Genomic DNA, 16,659 nt, shown 5'->3' with positions numbered 1-16,659 from the left:
ATAGACTAATATTGAACGTAGAGTCGGCGAATTAGTTCTGACATATCAACGGGTTTATCAAAGCAAGTTTCAGCGCCTAAATCCATAAGGCGTTGTTTTTGTGATAGTGTTATATTCCCTGACAATACGATAACCCGAATATGCTGAAGCAGAGGGTCTTGTTTAATTTTTTTACAAACTTGAAACCCATCAATTCCTTCCATCATTATATCGAGTAAAACAACCGTAGGTTGAAATTCTTTCACCATAATTCCAGCATCAAAACCATCCAAACTTATTGCGACTTCAAGTTCTTCGTCATTGACCAACAATGCTGTTTTCAAGAATTGAGCAAACAGGCTCTCATCATCTACGATTAAAACTTTTGGTTTGTTGTCATTGACAATATTAAGTTGAATTTTCTTATCACAAGCAAATTGCTTAATGTCTTCCAATTTGAATCGTCGATGTCCCCCTGCGGTTACCATCGCTTTCAAATCACCTTTTTCGGACCACAAACGGATAGCGGAAGGAGAAACCATCAGTAGCTCAGCAACTTTATTAGGTGTTAAATAACTTTTTTTAGACGCCATAATCAGTATTCGTATATTCTCTGTTGAAATATTTAAAATTAATAACCGATAAAAAATTGTACCTACAAAGTATAGATATATTATAGGCTTAATACTCTAACTCTAGCATTTACAATTATCAGAAAGTAGCAATTTTTCCCTTTTATCTTAAAACATTACTGATAACTAAACGCTTCTTGGAGTTGTAGTGATAATTACAACACGGGAAAGCTCTTAAATCACATCCATTCGTTATATTTTTGATATCGCGTCATATTATTGTCAACTCCAATGAGAGTTTGACCATTTCACATGAGTGATATTACCAGTAACATACAACCCTATTACATCCATTTCCAATAATCTTGTGCTTAAAATAAAACTCTCAAGTGCTACTTATTTACCACTACAGCCATCAATACAAAGGCGTGCACATCAACGGCGAATTTTTTACTGTCATGTACTAGTTTATTTAAATATACAGAATAATAATCTGTAATTAAAAAGCACGCTTGCCGATTATGACTACGCTATATGACATGTTGAGGGGCACCAGCAAGGTTGAGTCGAGATCGTCGAGTCATCAATACTCACCAACTATTTTTCTGAGTATAGTCGAGAATTTACAACTACTCTGCCCTCTTGATTACTAGCTATTCTTTAATCTCGAAAACTTAGTTAATCTAAGTTATTCAAGTTAATAAGGTACAAAGTAAATGACTAAACAGAATTTAATTCCGGTTCGCCTAAAAGAGGCAAGAAACAACGCACAGCTCACTCAAAAGGATTTAGGGCTGCGCATTGGCATCGACTTTAATTCTGCGAGCGCTCGCATGAACCATTACGAAAAGGGCCGTCACACACCTGATATTGACACGCTGCAACGCATAGCTGATGCGTTAGGTGTACCACTTAATTACTTCTTTTGTGAGTCAACCTATACTGCTGAGTTAGCTTGTTTGATTGCCAAGCTTAATGACGTTCAAAAGCTAGCTTTCATTAAAGAGTTATCTTTAAAAATAAATACCGACCAATGATAAGGCTGACTGGCGATTATATCTGCGGAGAATATTTAACATAACATGACACAGTAGTGGTAAATTGATCTGATGTTATTAACGGTGATTTTAAATTTAGATAAAGAGATTTATTGTAGTGATAGTGAGTTGGTACGATTTTAATATAGGATTTTAATATAGGATTTTAATATAGGATTTTAATATAGGATTTTAATATAGGATTTTAATATAGGATTTTAATATAGGATTTAAGGCAGAAGTTAACTGGTGGCGACTTACCAGCCACACCTCGGCACATGAGTCCTTAGCTGCGGTTGCTCCCTTCCGGGCCTGGCCGAGTTCACTAAGTATCATTGCGAGGGGACCGATAAGTCACCATTAACGCGGCGCATTGTCTAATGAGTTGGGCTTGGTTGCAAGTGATTTTATTGGTTTTTCTATGTAAAACGCCCCAAGTGTTGCTTTATCGAACAATAGTTGTGTTCAGCTAACATTAATTGGTGCGAGGTATCTTGGCTAGCGTAGTAACTCTTTCATTAACCACTTTATACTATCGTCGATGAACAACCTTAGCCGTTGGTGTTTTTATCTGCAATGGAATAACGATAACAAACGAGAAGCCGATTATGAAACTAAATCCATTATCAAAAGTTGCCATTTTATCTCTGTTTAGCCTTGGCTTAGCAGCCACACCTGTACTTGCTGCGAGTAGCTCTGATGCCAAGAGTGAAATGACTAAGGTCACTAAAGAAAAAAGCAGTAAAATTATCGTCAAGAAAGATAAGATCAAAACCAAGTCGACCACTTCACTAGCCCAAACATCTAAAGATAAGCTCAAAACAAAAAAGAGCCTAGTTAAAGTACCAAAAATGTCTAACCAGGTTGTTAATATCAACAAGGCTAACAAAAAACAGTTAATCAGCGCATTAAGCGGGGTCGGCGTGAAAAAAGCCCAAGCGATTATTGATTACCGTAAAAAACATGGTGCTTTTAAGTCGACTAAAGAGCTACTGAAGGTCAAAGGCATTGGCGCTAAAATTCTAGCAAAAAACAAATCAAACATTATGCTAACTGGCGCTGCGATAAAAGTGCGCAAACCAACCACAGCCAAAAATGCAGCTAAGGTTAACGTCAAAAAAATCAGCACATAGCAATTCACTGTGTGATAAAAACTAAAAAGCCGTCAAACGACGGCTTTTTAGTGCGAATTAGACCCTAGTTGATTAATGTTAGCTCTGAAATTCTTCTAAAATTAACTCACTTAGCAAACAACCAGCGCGACCTAATGGCCTCTGTGACGATGATACTAACTGCGGCACAAACGAATGACGAGAACCACTAACGTAATCTAACTCGATTAATTGCTTATCGGTTAACTCATCGTCAATTAAATAATCAGGGACCCAGCCATAACCTAGCCCCATCATAATTGACTCTTTTTTGGCTATAAAGCCACTCAAGTAAAAGACCCGTTCACTGCCAAACTGTAATTCATCTTGATAATGCGGATCTTGCTCGCCAGAGTCGGCAATAGTTAATTCAATGTGTTCATGCAAATGCTTTAATTCGACCTTGTCTAGGGCCGCGAGCGGATGCTCAGGTGATACCACCAACACGGTATTCATCTCTTTTAAAGGATGAGCAATCAGGTAAGGGGTCGGTTGAAAACTTTTCACCAGCATTAAGTCGGACTTGTTGTGATCAAAACACAACTGCACCCCACTGAGAAATTCGGTTCTTAGCCTAACGCGGGTTGGAACATCCATCTGTGACAAACGTTTAAGTGCACGCATAATAGGCTGAGTTGGCAGCGCACCATCAATAATAATTTCGAGTTTAGCTTCCCACCCCTGGCTAAAGCGTTCCGCTAACATTTCAAGATTATGAACTTGCTGTAATAGCCGCCGCCCTTCACCTAAAATGGCATTGCCTTCCGCGGTTAGTTCAGCACGATATTTACTGCGATCGAACAACGCAACGCCTAAATGTTGTTCTAGTTTTTTTATTTGATAGCTGACAGCTGATTGTGCTCTGCCCAGTTCTTCGGCCGCCTTGGCAAAACTGCCGCGCTGGACAATTAAATCAAGGATTTTTAACGTTTCAATATCTAGCTTCATTAAAGATTATCTAATTAATAAGTTTAAAATAAATACGATATAACAGTGAAGTACTCAGGCATGAAAAAAAACCACCCTAACACTCATCGTGTTCAAGTACTTGGTTTCGGCCTTTGTTCTTAGCGTCATACAGCGCTAAATCGGCGTCTTTAATCAGTTCGGTCAAGGTTTGAGAATTTCTTTTGGCGACGCCCACACTGACCGTCACTGAAATAACACCGTCGGGTATTTTAAACTGAGTTTGCTCAACAATAGCCCTAAAATGCTCAAGGTAGATAGCACAACGCGAGGCTGCAACCCCTTTTAGTACAACAATAAACTCTTCACCGCCATATCGGGCCGCGGTATGATTTGCAAAAGTATTATTGAGCAACTCAGCCAGCCGAACCAACACAGCATCACCACTATCATGACCATAGGTATCGTTAACGGCTTTAAAATGGTCGATATCAATAAGCGCAACCGCTATATCTTGGTTACGAACACGATATAGTTTTTCCGCAGTATCAAAAAAGTAACGACGGTTATAAAGTTTGGTTAAATAATCTCGGTTGGCGGTCTCTTTAATTTTAGCAATCAACGAGATTTGTTCCATCGCTTTCAAAATTCGCCATTGGAACTCTTCTTGTAAAAAAGGCGTGAGCAAGAAATCATTAGCGCCATATTTAATAAAACGCGCTGGCAGTGTTTTGTCGTTAGATGAAGACAAGCCAATAATCGGAAACTCATCGCGCGGGCGCTCTAGACGTACCGCACGGATCAATTCCATGCCATTCATTTTTGGCATATTATAATCGGTAATTAAGAGGCCAATATCCGGATTTTTCTCCAACTCGGCTAATGCTTCAATGCCATTTGTCACCTCAACAACCTGATATAATAATTTACGTAACTGCATGCAAATGTATTTTCGTAATGGCTTTGAATCATCAGCCACTAATGCGGTAATATTTTGATTCAGTAGCAATTGGTTGGCAAGCTTTACCGCCGTGACATATGAATCACGGTTTTCTTTATAAATATAATCAAGCACGCCCATCGTCAGCATGTAATCACGCCGCTCTTCATCCATTGTCCCAGTAAGGACAATGGTTGAAATCCTTTGCTCAAGCAACATTACAACGACTTCACCGTTGGGAGCGTCAGGTAAATTCAAATCAGCTAACGCCAAGAAATAGTCGTTACACGCAATAAATTCAACCGCTTCCGCCATAGTACCAGCTAAGTCGAATTCACAATGAAGCTCGGTTGCCGCCAGGTGTTTTATCACCCTTTGCATTAATAAACTGTCTTCTATGATAAGTAGTTTTGACATTTATCGCCCATACGTTGTCTCACAAATGAATACTATCTAACTTTAAAGCTACTACACTCGGCTGGAGTAATTCAACTAAACTAATGATTAAAAATAATTTATTTCATCATTAGTTAAAATTCGCCACTGGCCACTCGGCAAACTATCATCCAAAACTAATGGCCCAACGGCGGCGCGGTGTAATCGAATAACATGGTTGTCTACTGCAGCAAACATCCGTTTTACTTGGTGATACTTGCCTTCACTAAGTGTTAATGACGCTTTGTGAGCACTAACAAGAGTCAGCTGGGCCGGTTTAGTCAGTTTATTTTCACCATTGAGTTCAATGCCCGCTGCAAACTGAGCGACTAATGCTTCGTTTAACGCTTCTAATAATTCGACTTGATAGACTTTTTTGCATTCTCGGTTAGGTGACGTTACTCGGTGTGACCATTGGCCATCATCAGTCAGCAGCACTAAACCTGTGGTATCTTTGTCAAGGCGACCTGCAATGTGAATGTTGTTACGCATTTCAACCGGTAATAATTCCAAAATACTGGTGCCGTCATCATCTACTGTCGAGCACACATAACCTTTAGGTTTATGTACCATGAGATACAACGGGCCGCGCACATTAACAACCTTGCCTTCATAACAGACCACATGCTCTGTTATCTTGATATCACCCTTTTTTGCGACCAAGCCATCAACGGTTACACTTTCACGGTGCAGCGCACGTTTTGCCTCTTTACGAGACAGGTTGGTATTTTCACTTAGGTATCGATCTAATCTCATTATTTATAACCATTTATAAACATCCTTGTCTTTATCATCAAACCAAATTCCGTCGGTTACTTTATTTCATTGACACGCTTTTGACGCCTCACCACGAATTGCGATTATAACAATGCTATTAACCAGATCACAGCGAATAAATGACTACATCAAAAGTAACGATTCACCCGTTATGGGTTATATATGTTCAATCACCAAACAGCCGGCTGAATAACCAGCACCGAACGAACAAATAATCGCTTTGTCACCAGCGACCATGTCATCATGATAACGGTGAAAAGCAATAATCGAACCCGCAGAAGCAGTATTAGCAAACTCATTTAAAATAATTGGCGCTTCATCACCAACCGGATCGCGCCCCAGTACCTTGCGCGAAACAAAAGCATTCATGTTGATATTGGCTTGATGTAAAAACAATCGTTTTAAATCACTCGCCTTTAGGCCAGCGCGTTCAATTTGTTGGTCGATTAGGCTATAAACCATCGGCAGTACTTCTTTAAAGACCTTGCGTCCGTGTTGCACGAACATTTTATCTGGGTCAAACATCGTTTCTGGGTTACAACGATTAAGGTGACCAAAATTACTGCGGATATTGTTGGAGAAGGTCGTCATCGGCTGTTGCGACAAGATCTTAAAGCTATGATCAGAAGTTGCCGTTTCTTGATGCTCAATCACTAGTGCAGTGGCAACATCACCAAAAATAAAGTGACTATCGCGATCGCGATAATTTATTTGTGGTGAAGTAAGTTCCGGGCTAATCACCAGCACAGTTTTGGCCGTGCCACCAAGCAAGGCATTTGAGGCATTCATTACCCCAAAGGTCGCTGATGAACAGGCAACTAACATGTCATAAGCCCAGCCCTTACAACCCAGCTGCTGCTGCACTTCAATGGCAAGTGCCGGATACGCACGTTGGGTATATGAACAAGCGACAATAATCAGATCAATATCTTCAGCCGTTTTATTGGCGGCTGCCATTGCTTGCTTGGCCGCGCCAATCGCCATTTCTGCCTGTAACGATACTGCGTTATCAGGGCGCTCTTTGATTAGCGGCATCATGGTTTCAGGATCGGTAATACCTTCCTTCACCATGACGTAGCGGTTAGTAATACCAGAGGCCTTTTCAATAAAAGCACTGCTTGATGGCTTTAATGCCTCAATTTCACCGGCTTGGATTGCCGCACTATTTTCATTGTTAAACTGTTCAACATACTGATTGAATGCAGTAACTAACTGATCATTTGAGATACTATGAGGGGGGACATACAATCCACTGCCACTAATTACAACTGCCATTTTAAAACTCCGTCAGCATTAGCTTAACTAATATATAAAAGTGACTGGCGAGCAACCAAGCCACTTACTTTGAAAAGTCTGTAGTATAGCAAGCAATATTAAAAACTGCTCGACATTAACAGCTAACACCATACATCATGATAACGGTTATTGCAGAGCTTTAATTGCCTGCTCGAGTCCGGTCACGGTCATCGGGAACATTTGCTGCTGCATCAATTGCTTAATATAGTCAATGCTGAGGGTATAACGCCAATGTTCCTCGTTAATTGGGTTTAACCAAATGACTCGTTCAAAATGATTGGTTAAGCGAGATAACCATTGCTGACCAGACTCTTCATTCCAATGCTCGACACTGCCCCCCGGATAAGTTATTTCATAAGGCCCCATCGAAGCATCGCCAATAAAGATAACCTTATAATCTTTATCGTAGGTACGAATAATGTCCCACACTTCTTTGCGATCGACCCCGCGGCGCTGATTATCTTGCCACACGCTTTCGTACACGCAGTTATGGAAGTAAAAATACTCAAGATGTTTGAACTCACCACTGGCGGCTGAAAACAGCTGCTCAACTTGGGCAATATAAGGGTCCATTGAGCCGCCAACATCAAAAAACATCAAGACCTTAACCGCGTTATGGCGCTCTGGCACCATTTTTAAATCTAAATAGCCTGCATTATTCGCCGTCGCTTTAATGGTACTGTCTAGATCTAAGATGTCGGCTGCACCAGTACGAGCAAACTTGCGTAGTCGTCGTAATGCCACTTGCATATTACGCGCCCCAAGCAACTGCTGGTCACTTAAATTGGCAAACTCGCGCTTATCCCACACCTTAGCTGCGCGGTTATTTCGATTGCCTTGCTGGCCAATTCGTACCCCTTGTGGGTTATAACCATAGGCGCCAAAAGGCGAGGTGCCGCCGGTTCCAACCCATTTATTACCGCCTTGATGGCGCTTTTGTTGCTCTTTTAATCGCTGCTGCAGGGTGTCGAGTAATTCGTCTAACGAACCAAGTGCTTTAAGTTGCTCTTTTTCTTGTGCGGTGAGCACTTTTTCAAGTTCTTTGCGTAACCAATCATCGGGAATGTCTTTGCTAAATAAATCAACGCTGCTCACGCCTTTGAAATAATCAGCAAAAGCCCGATCAAATTTATCGTATTGCGACTCATCTTTAATCATGATGATCCGGCTAAGCTGATAAAACTTATCAATGTCAGCAAAAATAACCTGCCGCTCTAACGCCCCGATTAAATCGAGTAATTCACGCAAGCTAACTTTAAGCTGATACTTTCGCAGGGTAAAAAAGAAATCAATTAACATGGCTTAGCCTATTTTCTACGGGCGATAAAGGCTAATTTTTCAAACAAATGCAAATCTTGCTCATTTTTCAGTAAGGCGCCATAAAGTGGCATAATCGCCTTATCATTCGAGCCTTGTAATACTTCAGGGGCAATATCTTCAGCAACTAACAACTTTAACCAATCAAGTAATTCCGAGGTTGAGGGTTTCTTTTTAAGTCCATTGAGGTCACGTAGTTCAAAGAAACTCGTCAACGCCTGCTCTAGCAATTTAGGTTTAATGTTAGGAAAATGAACATCAACAATTTTTGCCATTTCAGCTGCATCTGGAAATTTAATGTAATGGAAAAAACAGCGGCGTAAAAATGCGTCGGGCAATTCTTTTTCGTTGTTCGAGGTAATGATTACAATAGGACGCTGCACGGCTTTGATGGTTTGCTGGGTTTCGTAAACAAAAAATTCCATTTTGTCGAGCTCAAGCAATAAGTCGTTAGGGAATTCAATGTCGGCTTTATCAATTTCATCAATCAATAAAATTGGTCGTACCTCACTGGTAAACGCTTGCCACATTTTACCTTTTACAATGTAATTACCAATGTCGGTTACCCGTTCATCGCCAAGTTGTGAGTCACGTAAGCGTGACACGGCATCGTACTCGTATAAGCCTTGTTGGGCTTTAGTGGTCGACTTAATATGCCATTGAATTAGCGGTGCGCCTAGCGCTGCGGCTAATTCTTCAGCCAGCATTGTTTTACCAGTGCCGGGCTCGCCTTTGATTAATAATGGTCGTTCAAGAGTAATAGCCGCTTCAACAGCTAGCTTTAATTCATCACTGACCACATAGGTTTCGCTACTGGTAAATGACTCGGTATTTGCGGAAATAGTTGTCGTTGGCATAGTCTTTTCTTGGTTGCACTTAAACAGGTGTTTAACACTATCATAATTACCGGGTCAGGGTTCCAGCATAAAAGGAATAAGAGGTTAGTTTTTTATTACATAACGATATAACAAAAAGTCATTTCACTTCCGTGCCAGTTACTTTATTCTTAATATAATTCGGCAAATAATGCCTACCTCACATCTACAATTTATAAGGAACAGTCATGGCTAACATCGCACAAGACAATTCGTTAACAATTGGCAACACTCCACTTGTTCGTCTTAATAAAGTATCAAACGGTAATGTCATTGCTAAAGTTGAAAGCCGTAACCCAAGTTTTAGTGTTAAGTGTCGTATCGGCGCTAACATGATTTGGGACGCTGAGAAAAAAGGCACATTAACCAAAGACAGAGAGCTAATTGAACCAACCAGTGGTAACACCGGTATTGCATTAGCGTTCGTTGCTGCGTCTAAAGGTTATAAACTGACCCTAACCATGCCTGAAACCATGAGTCTTGAACGTCGTCAATTGCTAAAAGCACTTGGCGCTACTTTAGTACTTACTGAAGGCGCAAAAGGCATGGGCGGCGCAATCGCTAAAGCACAGCAAATCCGTGATTCAAACCCTGACAAGTACTTGCTACTGCAACAGTTTGATAATCCTGCTAACCCAGAGATTCACGAAAAAACAACTGGCCCTGAAATTTGGGAAGACACTGACGGCGAAATCGACGTTTTTGTTGCTGGCGTTGGTACCGGTGGCACCATCACCGGTGTTAGTCGTTATATTAAAAATACTAAAGGTAAAGCTATTATCTCGGTTGCCGTTGAACCAGTAGATTCTCCAGTAATTACTCAAGCTAAAGCGGGCCTGGACCTAACACCTGGGCCACATAAAATTCAAGGTATCGGTGCTGGTTTTATTCCTGGCAACCTTGATTTAGACTTAGTTGATATGGTTGAGCAAGTTAGCAACGAAGAAGCAATTGAAATGGCGCGTCGCTTAATGGACGAAGAAGGTATTTTAGCCGGCATTTCTTCTGGTGCAGCTGTTGTTGCAGCGAACCGTATTGCAGCAATGCCAGAGTTCCAAGGCAAAACGATTGTTACTGTATTGCCAAGTTCTGGTGAGCGTTACTTATCAACAGCACTATTTGCTGGGGTATTTACCGAGCAAGAAGGCGCTTAATTGCCCTAAAATGCTTTAAGTAGCACGATGACTGCGAAAGAGGATAAGTTGATACTTATCCTCTTTTTAGTTTAGGCGCTGGCATTATGGACGCGTGGTCAGTACACTCGTTGGTATTATCATTTGCGAGCTATTTTAGGAGTTAGCGTCATGCCAAAACTGACATTGGTCGTTTTGCCTCAATGTTTTACCATTCATCGTTTTGCGCCTGACACCATCCCGCCAAGCTCGATTTTTTCGCAACAATTTTACTTTATCGGTCGCACTGACGAAGAGCTTTCTGTGGTGGTAAATTCTGACTTACCACTGGCCAGTCAAACCAATGAACCCAATTGGCGCGCCTTAAAAGTTGCGGGTCCACTCGACTTTTCATTGACCGGTATTATTGCTGGCATTTCATCGCTATTGGCACAGGTTAATATCAGTATCTTTAGTTTGTCGACCTTTGACACCGATTATATCTTGGTTAAAAGTGATCAGCTTATCCAAACTATTAGCACGCTCGCAGCGTATGACAATTATAAAATCGAACACGTTCAGGTCAATAAGTTGATGTCTCAACCATGAATAAAGCTGTCGCTGCCAAGTTAAAATCCTTCGCGTTAGTCGCGCCGATTAGTGGCACTGCTGTTGCTTTGTCGACCGCCGCCGATCCCTTAATTAGTCAAGGCTTATTAGGTGTTGGTGTCGTCATAGAACCGGTTGGCAGTCGAGTTGTTGCCCCCTGTAGTGGCACTGTAACTAGCATCGCTGCTACTGGCCACCAGCTCACCATCACCAATAAATACGGCGTTGTTATTACCCTGGTTATTGGTTACGACGGCCTAAGCAGTCATGGCCTAGGTTATGTCAAAAAAGTACAATGTGGTGACCAAGTTAGCCAAGGTCAGGTTTTGATTGAGCTCGACACCTTAAAACTAAAAAAACAATTATTATCACTCAATGTCGTCACCTTAATCCGCAAAGGCGCACTAAAAATGGTGCCTAAATTCGGGATCAAACGCGCTGGTGAAGACTCCATCTTAACCTTAGTGATAAAAGCACCAATAAAGGAAACATCATGAGCACGACTATTTACGGCATTAAAAACTGCGACACAATTAAAAAAGCCCTCAAGTGGCTCGACAATAACAATGTTGAATACAGTTTCCATGATTACCGCAAAGACGGCTTGTCACCAAGTTTGCTTGCACAGTTAATGGAGCAAACCGATACACAGCTGATGTTAAATAAACGCAGCACCAGTTTTCGCGCCTTAACCGAGCAGCAAAAAAACACGCTCGACAACGAGAGCCTAGCGGCGTTATTTTTAGCAACGCCAACGCTAATAAAACGACCATTACTGGTCACCGAGACGAGTAGTTTACTTGGCTTTAAAGCCGAGCAATATCAGCAATTCTTTGACCTGTAAGGTGTGACTGTGAATAACGAAATAACCGATCCAAAACTATTCGAACTGGCCTGTGATTTACTGAGCCGCCATTCAATTACCCCACGTGATGGCGGCTGTCAGGAATTAATGGCGTCGCATCTGTCGGCATTAGGCTTTAATATTGAGTCGATGGTATTTGAAGACACCACCAACATGTGGGCACGCCGCGGCACGAATGGGCCGTTATTTTGTTTTGCAGGCCATACCGATGTCGTGCCAGTGGGCGATGAAAGCTTATGGGATAATCCACCGTTTGAGCCAAAACTAATCGACGGTATGTTACATGGCCGCGGCGCCGCCGACATGAAAGGCAGCCTCGCCGCCATGATCATTGCAACTGAACGCTTTGTGACCGAGCACCCGAGCCATAATGGCTCAATTGCTTTTTTAATTACCAGCGATGAAGAAGGCCCTTTCATTAATGGCACCACTCGGGTCATTGATACTTTAGAAGCGCGTAACGAAAAAATTAAATATTGTATTGTTGGTGAGCCAAGTTCAACTGCCGAACTGGGTGATATAGTTAAAAATGGTCGCCGTGGCTCGTTAACCGGTCACCTTAAGGTCATTGGCAAGCAAGGCCATGTCGCGTACCCGCATTTAGCCAAAAACCCCATTCATGACGTAACAGCGGCACTGACCGAGTTGCATCAGATGGAGTGGGATCAAGGCAATGAGTTTTTCCCACCGACCAGCTTTCAAATATCAAACATCAATGGTGGCACCGGGGCTGGCAATGTCATTCCTGGCGCTCTTGAAGTGCAATTTAATTTACGCTACTCAACACAATTAACCGCCGAGCAGATAATTGAACGCGTCACTAAGCTGCTTGATAGCCACGAACTAACCTATCAGCTTGATTGGACTTTCAATGGCCTGCCCTTTATCACCGGTCACGGTCAATTGCTGGCCAGCGTTAAAGAGTCAATTAAAGAAATCACGGGTTTAGACACTGACCCACAAACGACGGGCGGCACTTCCGACGGCCGCTTCATTGCGCCAACGGGCGCGCAGCTGGTCGAATTAGGCCCAGTTAATGCGACGATTCATCAAGTGAATGAGTGCGTAAAATACCGAGATCTTGAACTCTTAACCGATGTTTATCAACGGTTACTTGAAAAGTTATTGCTTGATTAATTAATCGCAACAGCTAGGCCAGTGTGAATTACTTTTAATTGCACTGGCTTTTTTTCAGCCCTGTCACCGAGATTTTTACCCCGCAGTCATTGAGCCTTGGCGTATAAGTCAGCTTGCTCTATGACTAAAGCTTATTACGACAGTCTATCATCTAACCCTATTAGTAAAGCCTATCAGTACAGTCTGGCAACCAACTCAATGAAATTATGGTAAGATCAACACTTACGCTGCCTAGCAGCTAAGTGATTAACATCGACCAACCTGACTAAGCACGCATCATTAGTTAGTGACGGCTTGAAGAGCTAAGGATTACCGCAATGAATACCTTTGAAATTATCCTGATTGTAGGGCTAGTCTTTGGCGTTATCGGCTCGAATCTGGCGTTATTAAGATACGCCAATAAAGTTAAAATACCGCCCAGTGTTAAACAACACTTTGAACAACCAGAACAAGATAAAAAAGACCCGTCAACTAAGCCTGAGCAATCTCAGCAATCAAGTGACAAAAACGACTCGGTTTAAATCCCACAGTCAAAACCTAACAAAGAGAAGCCCATGACAGGTACCAACCGCGCAGATATCAGCACTGGCCTCGACGTTGCCATTGTATTAAAACAAGATCAACGCAGTGGTAAATTAACCCAAGGCACCGTTAAAGATTTGCTGACCAAATCAGCCAATCACCCGCACGGCATTAAAGTTCGATTAACCAATGGTGCCGTTGGTCGGGTCAAGGAAATATTAAGCTAATGAATTTTTTATGTATTTATCACAAAAACTGTGCCGACGGTTTTGGCGCGGCGTTAGCCGTTAAAATCTACTGTGAACAGCAAGGTTACCCTTGTGAATTTGTCGCGGCTCAACATGGTGATACACCGCCACAAGTCACTGACAAACATGTGTTGATTGTTGATTTCTCTTATTCGCGCGATATCTTAATAGCGCTAACCGAGCAGGCATTATCACTTAAGGTGATAGACCACCATAAAACGGCGCAAGAACAATTAGCCGGTTTAGACAATTGCGTGTTCGACATGACACAATCGGGTGCGGTGCTGACCTGGCATACCCTATTAGGTGACCAACCCCTACCAAAATTATTGGCCTATATTCAAGACCGTGATTTATGGCAGTGGCTACTACCCGACAGCAAAGCCGTGTCTGCCGCTCTTAGCACCTTGCCTAAACAGTTTGAACAGTGGCAACCTTACCTTGAAGACAGCAAAATCAGCAGCTTAATCGACCAAGGCAATGCGATTGTGTTATACCAGCAACAGCAAATCGACAAAGCAACCAAGGGTGGCAAAGCTTGCCTAACAGAAATAGCTGGTTATACCGTGCCATGTATTAATGCTACGCATTTAATCAGTGAAATTGGCGAACAATTGGCCCAAGGGCATCCATTTGCCGCGCTGTACTTTGAAACCACCGACAAGCGAATTTTCTCACTGCGCTCGGCTAAAGATGGCATTGACGTTTCAGCTATCGCTCAACAGTTTGGTGGTGGCGGTCATTTCCATGCCGCGGGTTTTGCCGTTGATAAACCGCCATTAACGGTTGAAATACCAAGCAAGTAACGAAGCCGTACGCTGAGTGTATTTTAATCCTGAAATTTTAAGCCAACATCGCCCAGCGAGGTTGGCTTTTTTGATTAACTTATTAACATATTAACAAAAACCCATAAAGTGACTCATGATAATTGCATCTTCATGTCCCTTTTCGGTCGGGTAGTAGTTAACTCGACAATCGACTTCATTAAAATCAAGCGCCTGATATAACTTACGGGCACTGGCATTCGATGAACGCACTTCAAGCCAGCAACTGTCTGCGCCTTTGGTTTTCGCTTGCGCGATGTAATGCTGCAGTAATTGTCGGCCCAGCCCTTGGCCTTGGAAATCGGGCGCGATGCAAATCTCGATTAACGATGATTCATCCATCACAAACTCACCAATGTAAAAACCAGCGATTACACCATCAACCAAGATAGCGCTGTTAAAGTAACGCTTGCCAAGACAAGACAGCATGATTTTTTTCGACATTGGATGAGACTGAGCCAGAGTTTCTATCAGGTAAATCGGCTCGATATTGTGCTCGTTAAAGACTTCAAAGGTAATATTCATTAATTATTCGCTAGGGTGAGAGATAAGTTGCCATAACTGACGTTTTAAGCTGGCACTGGCAAAAACTTGCGTTAAATTCGGTAAGCTTAGCTGGTTATCTTTTTTGATTATTTGAGTAAGTGAATCATCAATCGTCCAGCTTAATTTAGCTGGTTGCTTGGTCTGTTGCTTAGTCTGTCGTTGGCTTTGTTGCTGGCTCTGTTTTTGACAATAGCTTAGCGCTTGCTCTAACTGTGCGACCAATAATGGCGGCTGCACTACTTGCTTGAGTTTAGGTACAGCTAAAATCTCAGGTGCAAGTAGAGGCTTAAGTATTGGCTTAGACACTGGTGCGGTAGCGTCCTGCGGCTCGCGTAGTTGCCACAAGGGAATGCCCATGGCCTTAAGGCAATCAACTTGTAGTTTAGATAAATTCACAGGGCTAACTCAATAATATAATTGGACGGTAATTTTACCCAGTTATCGCCATTTTATAAAGGAAAAAATAGCGGTGCTGAGGCTTATGCCACGCAAGCGCGTTTTAAATAAAACGTCAATATTGGTCAGTATATCGGTGCATGTGGGGCAAACCGTATTTTTGATGTTTAGCAACAGGTAGCTACATCACGATTATGCGCTGTCCGTGCCAACTCTGGCATTAAACTACTGGCACAAGATTATGGGCTTGTTCGCAAATTTCAATCAATTGATTAAGCGCATTACTGGGGTCTATTTGGGCCGAATAAGCCAGACCAATCGTGCGGGTGATACGCTGTTCGCTAATCTCAATAAAGCATAAATCGGATCGCCCCATCACGCCGGGCAAATTGGGCACCAATGCCACGCCAACGCCAGCACTAACCAGCCCCAAGGCGTATTCAACCGTCTGAATTTTTGCCCGAATGTTGACTGTTATGCCCCGCTGTTCCAGTGCATAAAAAAGCTGACTTTGGCCTTCGCACGATTGGCGCGAAATAAAGGGCAACTGATCCAGCGCGCTTAATTGTACCCTAGCTTCGACACTAAGCGGATGCCCCCGCGGTACCGCAAGCACATAACGATCATGCCAAATCGGGGTAAATAACTCATCGCGATGACGCTGGGTGCTCGAGATAATACGGCTGTCGTGACTGTCGTTATGGTCTACTAACGTTAACTCAAGGTGGCTTATATTTTGGCTAAATTGTTGAATTAAATTACAGATCCGCTCAACACCTAACGCGCGACTCAGCCCAAGTCGAAACGGGACAGCTCCCTGAGCCACGCCAAATTGTTGCTTAACGCTATTGGCATCATTAAGTAATTTTTTAGCCAAGGGATAAAGCTTGCGGCCATCACCTGTCGCGACAACACCTCGCGAATAGCGATTAAAAAGCTGAACTGCTAATTCCTTTTCCAATTGCTTAATTGCATGCGATATCGATGGCTGGCTGATAAAGCAGTGACGGGCAGCCCCTGAGATACTTTCTTTTTCATAAACCGCGACAAAATAAGATAAAAAACGTAAATCCATAGCTTTAACCTATATCAACCAAAGATATTTAATATTATAC

Annotated in this window: 20 protein-coding genes and 1 other RNA gene; 10 read left to right on the top strand and 11 right to left on the bottom strand. The window is 42.4% G+C overall.

Annotated elements, in window-relative coordinates:
- Window positions 1-5: 5 nt before the first annotated feature.
- Entirely contained in the window at window positions 6-572 is a 567-nt protein-coding gene (locus HRU23_13350) for a response regulator (protein ID NRA55124.1), read from the bottom strand.
- A 695-nt stretch (window positions 573-1,267) separates the two neighbouring features.
- On the opposite strand from HRU23_13350, the gene HRU23_13345 reads away from it, so the two are divergent.
- Complete coding sequence (locus tag HRU23_13345; GenBank protein NRA55123.1) at window positions 1,268-1,588, top strand: helix-turn-helix transcriptional regulator; 321 nt, start codon at window positions 1,268-1,270, stop codon at window positions 1,586-1,588.
- Window positions 1,589-1,843: 255 nt separating this feature from the next.
- On the opposite strand, the gene ffs is transcribed toward HRU23_13345, so the two are convergent.
- Window positions 1,844-1,940: signal recognition particle sRNA small type (gene ffs, locus HRU23_13340), an RNA gene on the bottom strand.
- Window positions 1,941-2,301: 361 nt separating this feature from the next.
- Between ffs and HRU23_13335 the strand changes: the two genes are divergently transcribed.
- On the top strand, window positions 2,302-2,721 hold the full coding sequence (locus HRU23_13335; protein ID NRA55122.1) for a helix-hairpin-helix domain-containing protein: 420 nt from the start codon (window positions 2,302-2,304) through the stop codon (window positions 2,719-2,721).
- Window positions 2,722-2,799: 78 nt separating this feature from the next.
- Here the strand turns inward: HRU23_13335 and HRU23_13330 are convergent, their stop codons facing one another.
- The 6 genes from HRU23_13330 to HRU23_13305 form a co-directional block, all read right to left on the bottom strand.
- Entirely contained in the window at window positions 2,800-3,687 is an 888-nt protein-coding gene (locus HRU23_13330) for a LysR family transcriptional regulator (GenBank protein NRA55121.1), read from the bottom strand.
- A gap of 76 nt (window positions 3,688-3,763) precedes the next feature.
- A complete protein-coding gene (locus HRU23_13325) occupies window positions 3,764-5,002 on the bottom strand; it encodes a diguanylate cyclase (GenBank protein ID NRA55120.1) in 1,239 nt (412 codons plus the stop codon).
- A gap of 87 nt (window positions 5,003-5,089) precedes the next feature.
- Window positions 5,090-5,776, bottom strand: coding sequence for a pseudouridine synthase (locus HRU23_13320; GenBank protein NRA55119.1), 687 nt, complete (start codon window positions 5,774-5,776; stop codon window positions 5,090-5,092).
- A gap of 177 nt (window positions 5,777-5,953) precedes the next feature.
- Window positions 5,954-7,072 carry a beta-ketoacyl-ACP synthase III gene (locus HRU23_13315; GenBank protein ID NRA55118.1) on the bottom strand — a complete coding sequence of 373 codons (1,119 nt, stop codon included), beginning with the start codon at window positions 7,070-7,072 and terminating at the stop codon, window positions 5,954-5,956.
- A 147-nt stretch (window positions 7,073-7,219) separates the two neighbouring features.
- Complete coding sequence (locus HRU23_13310; GenBank protein NRA55117.1) at window positions 7,220-8,392, bottom strand: VWA domain-containing protein; 1,173 nt, start codon at window positions 8,390-8,392, stop codon at window positions 7,220-7,222.
- Window positions 8,393-8,400: 8 nt separating this feature from the next.
- Complete coding sequence (locus HRU23_13305; protein ID NRA55116.1) at window positions 8,401-9,267, bottom strand: MoxR family ATPase; 867 nt, start codon at window positions 9,265-9,267, stop codon at window positions 8,401-8,403.
- A gap of 206 nt (window positions 9,268-9,473) precedes the next feature.
- Between HRU23_13305 and cysK the strand changes: the two genes are divergently transcribed.
- From cysK to HRU23_13265, 8 genes are all read left to right on the top strand, one after another.
- Complete coding sequence (gene cysK, locus HRU23_13300; GenBank protein NRA55115.1) at window positions 9,474-10,439, top strand: cysteine synthase A; 966 nt, start codon at window positions 9,474-9,476, stop codon at window positions 10,437-10,439.
- A gap of 150 nt (window positions 10,440-10,589) precedes the next feature.
- A complete protein-coding gene (locus HRU23_13295) occupies window positions 10,590-11,006 on the top strand; it encodes an ACT domain-containing protein (GenBank protein ID NRA55114.1) in 417 nt (138 codons plus the stop codon).
- Entirely contained in the window at window positions 11,003-11,503 is a 501-nt protein-coding gene (locus HRU23_13290; protein ID NRA55113.1) for a PTS glucose transporter subunit IIA, read from the top strand. Before HRU23_13295 ends, HRU23_13290 begins: the two co-directional genes overlap by 4 nt.
- On the top strand, window positions 11,500-11,850 hold the full coding sequence (locus HRU23_13285) for an ArsC family reductase (GenBank protein NRA55112.1): 351 nt from the start codon (window positions 11,500-11,502) through the stop codon (window positions 11,848-11,850). Before HRU23_13290 ends, HRU23_13285 begins: the two co-directional genes overlap by 4 nt.
- Window positions 11,851-11,859: 9 nt before the next feature.
- Window positions 11,860-13,008: a succinyl-diaminopimelate desuccinylase gene (gene dapE, locus HRU23_13280; protein NRA55111.1), complete on the top strand. Its 1,149-nt coding sequence runs from the start codon at window positions 11,860-11,862 to the stop codon at window positions 13,006-13,008.
- Window positions 13,009-13,325: 317 nt separating this feature from the next.
- Window positions 13,326-13,529, top strand: coding sequence for a DUF2897 family protein (locus HRU23_13275; GenBank protein NRA55110.1), 204 nt, complete (start codon window positions 13,326-13,328; stop codon window positions 13,527-13,529).
- 33 nt (window positions 13,530-13,562) lie between these two features.
- On the top strand, window positions 13,563-13,757 hold the full coding sequence (locus tag HRU23_13270; GenBank protein ID NRA55109.1) for a YwbE family protein: 195 nt from the start codon (window positions 13,563-13,565) through the stop codon (window positions 13,755-13,757).
- Window positions 13,757-14,584, top strand: coding sequence for a phosphoesterase (locus tag HRU23_13265; GenBank protein NRA55108.1), 828 nt, complete (start codon window positions 13,757-13,759; stop codon window positions 14,582-14,584). The genes HRU23_13270 and HRU23_13265 overlap by 1 nt, the downstream gene beginning before the upstream one ends.
- Before the next feature lie 90 nt (window positions 14,585-14,674).
- On the opposite strand, the gene rimI is transcribed toward HRU23_13265, so the two are convergent.
- The 3 genes from rimI to HRU23_13250 all read right to left on the bottom strand — a co-directional run bounded on the left by rimI (window position 14,675) and on the right by HRU23_13250 (window position 16,619).
- On the bottom strand, window positions 14,675-15,127 hold the full coding sequence (gene rimI, locus HRU23_13260) for a ribosomal protein S18-alanine N-acetyltransferase (GenBank protein ID NRA55107.1): 453 nt from the start codon (window positions 15,125-15,127) through the stop codon (window positions 14,675-14,677).
- A gap of 3 nt (window positions 15,128-15,130) precedes the next feature.
- Window positions 15,131-15,544 (bottom strand): DNA polymerase III subunit psi, encoded by a 414-nt coding sequence (locus HRU23_13255; GenBank protein NRA55106.1) that lies wholly within the window; start codon window positions 15,542-15,544, stop codon window positions 15,131-15,133.
- Window positions 15,545-15,764: 220 nt separating this feature from the next.
- Window positions 15,765-16,619, bottom strand: coding sequence for a LysR family transcriptional regulator (locus HRU23_13250; protein ID NRA55105.1), 855 nt, complete (start codon window positions 16,617-16,619; stop codon window positions 15,765-15,767).
- Between the last annotated feature and the right edge of the window lie 40 nt (window positions 16,620-16,659).

The organism is Gammaproteobacteria bacterium (assembly GCA_013214945.1).
GTDB lineage: Bacteria > Pseudomonadota > Gammaproteobacteria > Enterobacterales > Psychrobiaceae > Psychrobium.
This window is presented reverse-complemented; position numbering and strand designations above follow the sequence as displayed.